Source organism: Flavobacterium sp. 11, from assembly GCF_002754315.1.
Lineage (GTDB): Bacteria > Bacteroidota > Bacteroidia > Flavobacteriales > Flavobacteriaceae > Flavobacterium > Flavobacterium algoritolerans.
The window spans coordinates 3,426,094-3,438,535 of record NZ_PEFE01000001.1; the positions used below are offsets into that span (position 1 = coordinate 3,426,094).

General features: G+C 33.7%; 9 protein-coding genes, 3 tRNA genes and 1 pseudogene. 6 read left to right on the forward strand and 7 right to left on the reverse strand.

What is annotated here, in order from left to right; all coding sequences use genetic code 11:
- Positions 1 to 12 precede the first annotated feature (12 nt).
- The 5 genes and pseudogenes from rpsT to proS form a co-directional block, all read right to left on the reverse strand.
- Entirely contained in the window at positions 13 to 264 is a 252-nt protein-coding gene (gene rpsT / locus CLV00_RS14850; protein ID WP_035673520.1) for a 30S ribosomal protein S20, read from the reverse strand.
- A gap of 32 nt (positions 265 to 296) precedes the next feature.
- A tRNA-Glu gene (locus CLV00_RS14855) sits at positions 297 to 368 on the reverse strand.
- A gap of 41 nt (positions 369 to 409) precedes the next feature.
- Positions 410 to 481: transfer RNA gene (locus CLV00_RS14860), tRNA-Glu, on the reverse strand.
- 47 nt (positions 482 to 528) lie between these two features.
- Positions 529 to 600 (reverse strand) — tRNA-Glu (locus CLV00_RS14865).
- A 78-nt stretch (positions 601 to 678) separates the two neighbouring features.
- A pseudogene (gene proS / locus CLV00_RS14870) lies at positions 679 to 2,156 on the reverse strand (proline--tRNA ligase).
- Between the two features lie 100 nt (positions 2,157 to 2,256).
- Here proS and CLV00_RS14875 point away from each other — a divergent pair.
- The 5 genes from CLV00_RS14875 to CLV00_RS14895 all read left to right on the forward strand — a co-directional run bounded on the left by CLV00_RS14875 (position 2,257) and on the right by CLV00_RS14895 (position 7,901).
- On the forward strand, positions 2,257 to 3,240 hold the full coding sequence (locus CLV00_RS14875) for a hypothetical protein (RefSeq protein ID WP_099715917.1): 984 nt from the start codon (positions 2,257 to 2,259) through the stop codon (positions 3,238 to 3,240).
- Between the two features lie 55 nt (positions 3,241 to 3,295).
- A complete protein-coding gene (locus CLV00_RS14880) occupies positions 3,296 to 4,876 on the forward strand; it encodes an OmpP1/FadL family transporter (protein WP_099715918.1) in 1,581 nt (526 codons plus the stop codon).
- 261 nt (positions 4,877 to 5,137) lie between these two features.
- Positions 5,138 to 6,451, forward strand: a complete 1,314-nt coding sequence (gene rimO, locus CLV00_RS14885) for a 30S ribosomal protein S12 methylthiotransferase RimO (protein ID WP_099715919.1) — start codon at positions 5,138 to 5,140, stop codon at positions 6,449 to 6,451.
- A 39-nt stretch (positions 6,452 to 6,490) separates the two neighbouring features.
- The gene (locus CLV00_RS14890) at positions 6,491 to 6,964 is read left to right on the forward strand and encodes a hypothetical protein (protein WP_099715920.1); all 474 of its coding nucleotides are present in this window, start codon (positions 6,491 to 6,493) and stop codon (positions 6,962 to 6,964) included.
- Between the two features lie 34 nt (positions 6,965 to 6,998).
- Positions 6,999 to 7,901, forward strand: a complete 903-nt coding sequence (locus CLV00_RS14895; protein WP_099716369.1) for an N-acetylmuramoyl-L-alanine amidase — start codon at positions 6,999 to 7,001, stop codon at positions 7,899 to 7,901.
- 313 nt (positions 7,902 to 8,214) lie between these two features.
- Here CLV00_RS14895 and CLV00_RS14900 read toward each other — a convergent pair whose 3' ends face one another.
- On the reverse strand, positions 8,215 to 9,264 hold the full coding sequence (locus CLV00_RS14900) for a porin (protein ID WP_099715921.1): 1,050 nt from the start codon (positions 9,262 to 9,264) through the stop codon (positions 8,215 to 8,217).
- Positions 9,265 to 10,277: 1,013 nt separating this feature from the next.
- Between CLV00_RS14900 and CLV00_RS14910 the strand changes: the two genes are divergently transcribed.
- Complete coding sequence (locus tag CLV00_RS14910) at positions 10,278 to 10,757, forward strand: hypothetical protein (RefSeq protein ID WP_099715923.1); 480 nt, start codon at positions 10,278 to 10,280, stop codon at positions 10,755 to 10,757.
- 137 nt (positions 10,758 to 10,894) lie between these two features.
- Here the strand turns inward: CLV00_RS14910 and CLV00_RS14915 are convergent, their stop codons facing one another.
- Entirely contained in the window at positions 10,895 to 12,247 is a 1,353-nt protein-coding gene (locus CLV00_RS14915; protein WP_099715924.1) for an NAD-dependent succinate-semialdehyde dehydrogenase, read from the reverse strand.
- Between the last annotated feature and the right edge of the window lie 195 nt (positions 12,248 to 12,442).

Sequence of the window (12,442 nt, forward strand, 5' to 3'; positions counted from 1 at the left end):
AAATTGTATTAATTACAATTTAGCAACGTGCTTAGTTAATTTAGATTTTAAATTAGAAGCTTTGTTATCATGAATGATATTCTTTTTAGCTAATTTATCAATCATAGATATCACGCTTGATAATTTAGAAGTAGCATCTGTTTTATCAGTAGCTATTCTCAAGGCTTTGATAGCGTTACGAGTAGTTTTATGTTGGTATCTGTTTAATACTCTTCTCTTTTCGTTACTTCTAATTCTCTTTAAAGCTGATTTATGATTTGCCATTTTATTATTTTTTTATCTTTTACTAATTTTTGTAGTCCGTAAGGGAATCGAACCCCTGTTACCAAGACGAAATCTTGGCGTCCTAACCCCTAGACGAACGGACCATTATCCCCTAAGTTTTTATCAATCTAAAATATTGAAATTGTAGCCCGTAGCGGAATCGAACCGCTCTTACATGGATGAAAACCATGCGTCCTAACCGATAGACGAACGGGCCATACTTCCCTCTAAGTTCAGGAAAACTTTAATCTGCAATAAAAATTGTAGCCCGTAGCGGAATCGAACCGCTCTTACATGGATGAAAACCATGCGTCCTAACCGATAGACGAACGGGCCCTGCTTCTCTAATGCGGATGCAAAAATACAACTATTTTTGAAACGTACAATAGTCCATGCAAAAAAATTTATTTTTTTTTAATACGCCTTTGCAAACAACACTCTTCCTACTGAGTTTTCTCCAGTAAAAACACAGCTTCCCGCCTCTTCTACTCTATCCAAAGGAATACATCTGATAGTAGCTTTAGTCAAATCTTTAATCTTCTCTTCCGTTGCTGCAGTTCCATCCCAATGTGCTGATACAAAACCTCCTTTAGTATCTAAAACCTCTTTAAACTCTTCAAAACTGTTTACCTCAGTAATATGCGTATTTCTGTAATTTAATGCTTTTTCGAACAATTCTTTTTGAATTTGCTCTAATAAATCACCGATGTAAGCTGTAATTCCATCTTTAGAAACTACTTCTTTAGTCAATGTATCTCTTCTTGCCACCTCAAAAGTTCCATTTTCTAAATCTTTTGGACCAACTGCAATCCTAACAGGTACTCCTTTTAATTCCCATTCAGCAAATTTAAAACCAGGCTTCTGAGTCGTTCTATCATCAAATTTCACAGAGATGTGTAATTTTCGTAAAGCTGCTGTCAAAACATTTACTTCGGCTGTTATAGCGGCCAATTGCTCGTCTGTTTTGTAAATAGGAACAATCACTACCTGAATAGGTGCTAAACTAGGAGGCAATACCAATCCTTGATCATCTGAATGTGTCATTACTAATGCACCCATCAAACGAGTAGAAACCCCCAAGAAGTTCCCCAAACATATTCTTGCTTCCCTTCGGCATTTGCAAATTTAACGTCAAAGGCTTTCGCAAAATTCTGACCTAAAAAATGTGATGTTCCAGCTTGTAAAGCTTTTCCATCCTGCATCAAAGCTTCGATACAATAGGTCTCTTCAGCTCCTGCAAAACGTTCGGTTTCAGTTTTCATCCCTTTTATAACTGGAATTGCCATAAAATTCTCGGCAAAATCAGCATACACATTCATCATTTTTTCTGATTCTTCAACTGCTTCTGCTTTTGTAGCATGAGCTGTATGCCCTTCTTGCCATAAAAACTCTGCAGTTCGCAAAAATAACCTGGTTCTCATTTCCCAACGCACTACATTCGCCCATTGATTAATTAATAAAGGTAAATCTCTGTAAGACTGAACCCATCCTTTGTAAGTAGACCAAATAATAGCCTCACTTGTAGGACGAACGATTAATTCCTCTTCTAATTTCGCATTAGGATCAACCATAAGTTTCCCCGGTTTGTCTGGATCGTTTTTTAATCTATAATGAGTCACAATTGCACATTCTTTTGCAAATCCTTCTGCATTTTTCTCTTCAGCCTCAAACATGCTTTTGGGAACAAATAGTGGGAAATAGGCGTTTTGATGACCTGTTTCTTTAAACATTCGATCCAATTCAGCTTGCATTTTTTCCCATATTGCATATCCGTATGGTTTGATAACCATACAACCTCTAACTCCTGAATTTTCGGCTAAATCGGCTTTAACAACCAATTCGTTATACCATTTTGAATAATCTTCTGATCTTGTAGTTAAGTTCTTACTCATATTGAATAATTTGGCACAAATTTTGCATTAATAATTTTAAGTAAATAGTTCAGCAAAACTAACTATTTTTGTAATGTGCAACAATAAAAACTCCATATATATGAAAACTAGTACTCTTTCCTTCCGAAACCCAACAATATATTACTTTGTTGGATTTTTGAGCGTCCTGTTGACATCCTGTGGCTCCTACCAAAACAGTTCTTACTATGATTCTGACGGAATATATGGTAACGCTCCAAGAAGAGCTGTAGAAGTAGAGACGCAAAATGCTCCAAATAATCAATACAAAGACTACTTTGGGTCTTTGCAAAACAACAACCAACCTGTAGAAATTTTTACAGATGTAGACAATTACAATGATTATAATATAGAAAACGACAGTATAGACTACAACAACTATCCTGGATGGGGCAGTAATCCTCAAACTGTAAGCATAAACGTTTATGACAATGGATGGGGAATGAATAATTGGTATGGAAATAACTGGGGTTGGAATACTGGTTATGGATGGGGATGGAACGTTGGTTTTGGATGGAATAATTGGTACGGAAACAATTGGTACGGAAATAATTGGGGTTGGAATAGTTGGTATGGAAACAACTGGGGCTGGAATAACTGGTATGGTAATAATTGGGGATATCCAAATTACTACAATAACAGAGCCTATTCCTACAACGCAAGCAGAAGAGGTTCTTCTTATACTACCAATACAGGTAGCAATAGAAATTACAGTACCCGAAGTTCAGCAAATTACTCTAGAAACCAGAGCAATACCGTTAGTCGCAGAACTAATTCAAATTACAGAGGAAATACGAATACTGATTTCAGAAGAAGTACTACAAACGGATTCAATAGAACTAGTCCAACATTTTCAAGAAATCAAAACAATTCCAACAGTACACCTAGCAGAAGATCAAATACAAGTAGCACACGTAGTGAAAACAACTCTCCTGCAAGATCATATACTCCAAGTTCAAGAAACGATAACAATTCCAGATCATACACTCCTAGCTCAAATAGTTCGGGAAATTCTGGTGGTGGCGGTAGATCATCTGGCGGTGGCGGAAGAGGTGGCAGAGGATAATAATTCTTTCTACACCTTCCTATTTTGATATTAAATTAAAACCTACGAATTAAAAATGAAAAAATATATATTTTTATTAGCTTTAGGCTTCACTGCAAGCGTTGCACAATCACAAGAAATATCAGATGCCATGCATTACGCACAGGACAACCTGAACGGAACAGCTCGTTTTAGAGCAATGGGTGGTGCTTTTGGAGCTCTTGGCGGGGATTTATCCTCTCTAAATGTAAATCCTGCAGGTTCTGCAGTGTTTACAAACAACCAAATGACTCTTACCTTAAGTAATTTTGATACAAAAAATAAATCCAATTATTTTGGCAGCACAACAAGCGAGAAAAACAATTCCTTTGATTTGAATCAAGCGGGTGCTGTTTTTGTTTTTAATAACAAAAACCCAAACAGCAATTGGAAAAAGATTTCATTGGGTGTTAATTACGAAAACATTAAAAATTTTGACAATGGCTTTTTCTCTGCCGGAACCAACCCAAACAATTCTATAGGCGATTATTTTTTAAGTTATGCCAACAATTCTAATAATGGAGCTCCAGTACCTCAAGAATTTGTAAATACAAATCCCGGAGAATCTATATCTGATTTATATTCGTTTTTAGGAAGCAATCTCCCTAATAATCAGTATCCAAATTTAAATGGATTTGCAGCGCAACAAGCATTTTTAGGCTACCAAGGTTTTATTATTGATGCAGTTGACGAAACTAATAATAATTCCCCTTACATATCAAATGTTCCTAATGGAGGTGATTATTACCAAGAAAACTCTATTTACAGCACTGGATATAACGGAAAATTATCTTTTAATGCTGCGACATCATATAATGACAAACTGTATATTGGACTTAATTTGAACTCTCATTTTACAGACTTTCACAAGTCATCTACTTTTTTCGAAGAGAATAATGCCCCATTAACAAATGATTATACAGTAACTCGATTGAGTTTTGAGAATGACTTATACACTTACGGAACAGGATTCTCTTTTCAATTGGGTGCAATCGCAAAGGTTTCTGATGAAATTCGTTTAGGTCTGGCTTACGAATCATCAACCTGGTATAAATTAAATGATGAGTTATCGCAAAGACTATTTGCAGTAAGCAGCGCAACAAATGCTGACGACACCAATGATGTTGTAAATCCACAAATCGTTAATATTTACGAGCCTTATAAACTACAAACTCCAAGCAAACTAACCGGAAGTTTTGCTTATGTTTTTGGAAAATCTGGTTTAATAAGTGTTGATTACGCTATTAAGGATTATAGTAATACTAAATTCAAACCTGAAAACGATCCTTATTTTAATGATTTAAACAACGATATGAATTCAATCTTAGATACAACTGGCGAACTACGAATAGGTGCTGAATATAAAATTGATGCTTTGAGTCTAAGAGCTGGTTATCGTTACGAACAAAGTCCTTATAAAAACTCAGTAACAATAGGAGATTTAACCGGATATTCAGCAGGTTTAGGATACAGTTTTGGTTCTACCAAAGTAGATTTAGCCTATTCATACGCCAAAAGAAACTCACAACAAGCATTTTTCAATCAAGGATTTACAGATGGTGCCAGTATTGAATCGATAAACAACAATGTTTCAGTAACATTATTATTTGAATTGTAATCAATCCGAAAAATAAAATTTAAAATCCGTTTCGTTATCATGGAACGGATTTTTTTTAGCCCTGATGGTCCCGAAGCGTCGGGAGAAATCCTCCCGTTTTTTCGGGAGATTACTTCACTGTACTTTATTTTTATAGGAGTTCACTGAACTTCGTTTGCAACGTACAGCAGGAATAGCTCCATAAAAAACACAAAGATTTATGGTCCTAAAAATAAAAATTGTAATTTTGCAAAATTCCCAAATTATCGGGATTCTAATGTTATGAGAACTAAGTCGTTAAAAAAGAATAAAATCAACGTAATCACTCTTGGGTGTTCGAAAAATGTGTATGACAGTGAAGTGTTAATGGGACAACTTCGCGCAAGCGGAAAAGATGTTACGCACGAAGCTCCGGAAGCTGAAGAGGGAAATATTATTGTAATAAATACTTGTGGATTTATTGATAATGCTAAAGCAGAATCAGTAAATATGATTTTGGAATATGCTGACAAGAAAGAAAGAGGATTGGTCGATAAAGTATTCGTTACAGGATGTTTATCTGAACGTTACAGACCCGATTTAGAAAAAGAGATACCAAATGTAGATCAGTTTTTTGGTACTACAGAATTACCACAATTATTGAAAGCTTTAGGAGCAGATTATAAGCATGAATTATTAGGGGAACGATTGACTACGACTCCAAAAAATTATGCCTATTTAAAAATTTCAGAAGGTTGCGACAGACCGTGCAGCTTTTGTGCGATTCCGTTAATGCGAGGAAAAAACGTTTCACAAACTATTGAAAAATTAGTAAAAGAAGCGGAAGGATTAGCTAAAAACGGCGTAAAAGAATTGATCTTGATTGCTCAGGATTTAACGTATTACGGTTTAGACCTTTACAAAAAAAGAGCTCTGGGAGAATTATTGGAAGCATTAGTAAAAGTAGAAGGAATTGAGTGGATTCGTCTGCATTACGCCTTCCCTACCGGTTTCCCAATGGATGTTCTGGAAATCATGAAGCGCGAGCCTAAAATTTGTAATTATATTGATATTCCGTTGCAACACATTTCAGATTCTATCTTGAAATCAATGCGTCGTGGAACAACTCAAGCAAAAACAACAAAATTATTGAAAGATTTCCGCGCTGCAGTTCCCGGAATGGCTATTCGTACTACTTTGATTGTAGGATATCCTGGAGAAACACAAGAGGATTTCAATATATTAAAAGATTTTGTTCAAGAAATGAAGTTTGACAGAATGGGTTGTTTTGCTTATTCTCACGAAGAAAATACGCATGCTTACGCACTGGAAGATGATGTTCCAGATACCGTAAAACAAGAACGCGCAAACGAAATCATGGAATTACAATCGCAAATTTCCTGGGATTTAAACCAAGAGAAAGTAGGGCAAACATTCAAATGTATCATTGACAGAAAAGAAGGTGGCCATTTTGTAGGAAGAACTGAATTTGACAGCCCTGATGTAGATAATGAAGTCTTGATTGACGCATCAAAACATTATGTGAAAACGGGTGAGTTTGTAATGATCAAAATTATTGAAGCAACAGAATTTGATTTATACGGAGAACCAGCATAATTTTCTTAAGACGATTTTAATCCATTTTAAAAACTAAATATGAAATCATTTCAATCACTATTAATCATCGCATTTGTATTATTATCAACAAATATAATTTCGGCGCAATACGGTAATGGCGGATATGGAAACGGTTACGGTAATGGTTATGGAAGTAATCGTAGAATGAACAGTGCAATGGATCAATCCAGAACTCAAGACAAACCAAAAGAAATTCCTGTTGAAGTAACGGTTGGAAAAATCATGAAGCGAATACAACCGGAACTTATTCTGGACGAACTTCAGGTAATTGCAATCTCAAATATTTTGACCGAAAGCATAAAAACTCAAGGCATGCTTATAAAAGCAGAAGTTAGCCAAGATGAAAAAATAAAAAACATAACAGTTCTTTCAGAAACTACTGATAGAAAAATAATGGAATTATTAAACAAAGACCAAAAGGAGAAATATATAGCTATGAATGAAGAAGCTAAGAATCCTAAAAAATCGAAATCTAAAAAGAAATCTAATTAATCGATTTTTAGTCTGTTGCTAAATGAAAACCTACATGAGAAAAATTTTTTATTACCTTATTTTGGCAGTTATCGCTGCATCCTGCTCAACAAATCCTTATAAAAAGAGTGAAAAAATTTATGACTCTAAACTCAAAACATTAAAAGAGACTATTTCTAATAAAGATCCGCAGCCATTACCTGTTATTCCTCATGTAGAAATAAACATTGACACACTATACACAAAACAGTTGCACACCTATAAAGATACTCTTTTCAAAATGGGATCAACTCCTTTGCAAAACGGTGTCAATACGGAATGGATAGGAACTGTAAATTTTAATTTAAGAAAGCCGAATTTCATTATTATTCATCATACCGCACAGGATTCATTACAACAAACACTAAAAACATTCACCAAAATAGAATCTCAAGTGAGTTCCCATTATCTAATTTCGGATGACGGCAAAGTGGTTCAAATGTTGAATGATTATTTAAGAGCCTGGCATGCAGGTGCTGGTACTTGGGGAAAAAATACAGATATTAATTCTACATCAATAGGAATTGAACTAGACAATAATGGATCTGAAGTTTTTTCTGAATTACAAATCAACAGCTTACTGGCGCTTTTGACGAAGCTAAAAAAAGATTACAATATTCCTGCTCAAAACATTATTGGTCACGCAGATATTGCACCAACCAGAAAAAAAGATCCCAGCCAATTGTTTCCTTGGAAAATATTAGCCGACAAAGGTTTTGGTATTTGGTCAGATGAGTTTTTAGAAACTGCTCCTATTAATTTCAATATAGAACAAGGATTGCGAATTATAGGATATGACACAAAAAATTTACCCGCAGCAATAACTGCTTTTAAACTACATTATATTCAAACAGAAGTCAATGATGTATTAGATGAAAAAACAATAAACACCATTTATTCTATTTACAAAAAACAGTAAATAGTTTATATTATACAAACACCTATAAAAACGGTTTTTTGAATCATTCAAAGAACCGTTTTTTTATTTAAATACATTTTCAAACTCTTCTCGTAGTTTATCCTAATGTAGACTTCTTTTACTTTTAAAAGCTAAACAAACAGGCTGACATAAACAACAACTCAATACAAGATGAACAAGTTGTTGCAAGTAATATAAACCCTTAAAGTTTTTATGACTGCATCACAAATCCAACTGTAATATCTAAACAAAAAAAAGCTGCCAAAATACTTAAAAGCATCTTGGCAGCTAAAAAAAAAATATTATTTCAATACTAGAATGAGTATGTTGTTGCAAGTAATGCATAAGCTGTTAAACCTTTTGGCGCAGCATCACTGTTTGTAAAGATATCTTCTGAAGCTGTGTCAACACGGAATTCAGGAATAATAGTCAAGTTTCCTACTTTATAGTTTAGTGATAAAGTATTACCTACAACACTCGTTCCAGCAAGTGAACCAAGTCCAGCAGTTGCATCTTTAGCATCCAAATACTCTAATCTGTAAGCTAAACTTAATGATTCTTTCAATGCGAAATTTGCATATCCTACTAAAGCAAACCACTCACCATCTAATGTACTATCAAAGTCATTGTTAGTCATTGCATAAGTACCGTTGAATCCTAAAGAGAATGAATCACTCACTTTCTTTGAACCTACAAAATCAAATTGTGTTTTGTTCTCATCAGAAGAAGGATTACTACTTCCAGAAGTAACATTGAAATATGCACTTCCAGTATCACCAACATAGCCTAATTGACCTATGAACGTTTTTTGGCTTGAACCTGCTTCAATTGTTGTTTTAAAATCTGTTGGATTTGAAACTCCAGCCATGAAGCTGAATTTTCCAGAAGTATATTGTGCTTTTACCCCAGTATTAAAGAATGGACCGTAAGTAAATGCATAAGACATACTGTAGTTTTTATTATCTACTGCATCTAGAAGTTCATATCCTACATGGGTTCCAAAACTACCTGCAGTAACTTTAAATTTATCTGAAAATTCATAAGTGAAATTCAATTGTTTGATCATGAAAGTTGAAGCGGCATCATTATAAGTAAATTGAGCAGCTCTGTTTCCAAACCCCAAATCAACAAAAACAGAAGCTTTCCCCATTTTATGAGATGCTTCGATGGAAGCCATCCCTAATTCAAATGAATTGTGAGAATTTGTAAAACTGGTCAAACTGTTGTCTACACCAGAAAAATCATATTTATAATATGCATCAGCAGATCCTGCAAAAGTAGTTGAAGGTGCAACTGGAGCGTCTTGTGCGAAAGTTAAACTTGTTGTTAGCATTAATGCTAAAATAGCTAGGTTTTTTTTCATCTTTAATTGGTTTTAATTAGTAATCTAGTTTGGTTATTATTTTGGTCTTAGTTTATACGGTTTAAAAAATTCTAGTACTTATAATCCAGAAAACTGCTTTGAAATGCACTTTTTTTAATGTGAAATTTTCTTGTTTCTGAAGCGAATTTATTAACTTTTATTTCACTTGAATTACTATTTGGCACTTTTTTGCCTTGTTTTGAGAAGAATTATTAATAACGAAAAATCAACAAAAAATAATAGATATTCCGTATTTTAAAGCATCAATTTTAAAAATTTAATAATCAGTTTTTAAACAGATACCCCTATTTTTTTGAATTATAAACTAAAAATAAATATTAAAAATCATTTTTTAAAGACATTTTTACATAAAATAAAACCAAACCCCCATAAAAAATACACATTAAAATAAATAATGAATTTTAAGCATAGAGCCTTGATGTACTAATTTTTTTATACAAAGACATCTGCATGTGAAATTTTCATCGTTAAAAACACAATTTAGACTACATTGAGAAAGCGGCTAAATCAAAAGTGATAAAAAACTAAATCACCCTATTATTAATACTAATTTTATGAAAATTTTAATTGTGAACAGATTCCTTTTTTAGTACTTTTAAACCATGTTTCGTTTAGCACTTAAAATTTCCGTTTTACTTGTATTCCTCACTTTTTCCCTTATTTGGGTAAGTGATAAACTTTCAATACTTATTCATGAGAAGCAATATGATTTTTATGAACTAGCCGAAAATAACACCGAAGAAAACAATTTTGAGAGTAAGCTAAAACTACTGTTCATGGATTCAATTGAACTTTTTAATTGTTTCGAATATTACTCTTTTAATAAAGCCCGAATTAACTCTTTCGATTTATTTGTAGTCAAAGAGTTTGCTTTAAAAAATTTCACTCCTCCGCCAGAGATAGTTTAATCCCTATTTTTTACTAAAAAAACATTATTAATATATGTCCCAATTTAAAAATGGGAACATACACCTTTACTATTATCTAAACACATGAAAAATTTATTTATAGCGTTCACTATTTTATTTACAACTTCATTAATTGCACAAACCCATCAAATTATCAAACATGATGGCGAAACGATGGATATAAACTTTATTAAAACAGCAAATAATTTAGTTTACTATACGTTACCTCAAAGCGTCGAAGAAAAGACAATAAGTCAATACGCGGTAGCACAATTGAATGAAAAGTCAAAAAGTGATTCTAAAATCATATCTGAAAAAATTCAACTAAATGGAAAATCAGATTATAAAAAAGTTGTTGTATTAAAAAAACATCAAACCATCGGATTGAAAGAATCTGGGATAATTACAAGTTTTTACGGAGGAACGAAAGGAGAATCTCCTTTATCGTTTTCTGATAACGGTGAAAAACGATTAAAACAAAATGCCGCGCTTAAAGGGTCTGCATTTATTGTGATTCTTTCCAATAAACCAAAAGATTTAAAAGCGGCTATTTATACCTATTAGTAAGTTAAATCAAGTAATGAATTGACAACTTGATACTTTTATAAATAGGAATCGAGTGAATAAAAAATCGAGAACAGATTTGTTATAAATACAATTCCTGTTCTCGATTCTTTACTTATAATATGCACTAAATACTATTATTCTATAATCAATGACTTCATATTCATAAATTCTTTGATTCCTATTGCACCTAGTTCTCTGCCATAACCTGATTTTTTTATGCCTCCAAAAGGAACCCTGGAATCAGATCGTACTAATGAATTCACAAACACATTCCCCGCTTCAATTCTCCTTGCCAGTCTGTATGCATTTTCTCGATCTTCTGTCCAAATTGCAGAAGCCAATCCATATCTATGATTATTAGCAATAGTTATAGCATCATTCTCATCTTTAGCTCTAATAACAGTTGCTAACGGTCCAAAAGTTTCTTCCTGAAAAGCAATATTATTTGAATCAACAAAATCTATTAGCGTAGGTTGAAAATTACAATCTTCGCGCTCCCCGCCTACTATTAATTTAGCACCTTGTTGTAATGATTTTTCCAGTTGATTTGCTAATTTCTCCGCTAAATCAATCCGAGCCAGTGGACCCATATTAATTCCTTGCTGTAATGGATTTCCTTGTTGCAATGATTTTATTTTTTGGGTAAAAAGCGCTGTAAATTCATCCGCTACTTTCTCTGTAACAATAAATCGTTTGGCACAAATGCAAGCCTGACCTGCATTTAGCATTCTGGATTGTGTGGCAACCGTAGCTGCCTTTTCAAGATTTGCATCATTCAAAACTATAAATGCATCTGAACCTCCCAATTCCATGACTGATTTTTTGATATGTTTTCCTGCCAATGAAGCCACAGATGATCCCGCCATTTCACTTCCGGTCAAAGTAACTCCATGTACAATATCCGCCGCAATTACACTTTCGACCTGAGGAATATCAATCGTAATTTGTTGAAAAACACCTTCAGGAAAACCAGCTTCCAAAAAAGCATTTTCAATAGCTTTGGCACAACCAATAACGTTTGGCGCATGTTTCAAAAGTGTCACATTGCCCGCCATAATTGCCGGAGCAGCATAACGTAACACTTGCCAAAAAGGATAATTCCAAGGCATTATCGCAAAAACCGTTCCCATTGGATCATAAACCGACATGCTTTTGAAAGGAGTATCATAATATTCATCTTTCAGCATTTTTTCAGCATTTTCGGCATAGAAGTCACAGTTACCAGCTGATTTTTCCACTTCAGATATACTTTCTGATAGCACCTTACCCATCTCATTGGTAATCAACAAACCGAGCTCCTCTTTCTTTTCTCTAAGAATGTTAGCTAGCTTTTTCATCCTTTCTGCTCTTTGCTCAAATGTGGTTTGTTTCCAATTTTTAAATGCGCGTTCTGATAATTGCACTTTTTGATTCAATTGCGCATTTGTCAATACTTCGTGTTCTGCTATAATTAGTTGTGAAAACGGATTTATCGATTTAAAAACCATGTGTTTGTAATTTAAATTCTTTGAAATATAAGTTTTGGAAAATTAAGCAGCAGTTTAAAATCATTTCAAACATTGATTAAAGATTCATGCACGCTTAGTCATGTTTTAAATCTAGTAAAATTACAGCTATAAATGGATGGAAAAGTTTAAAAATTGCAAGAGTAAAAGAAGTCAGATTCTAAAAATTTCGAGAAA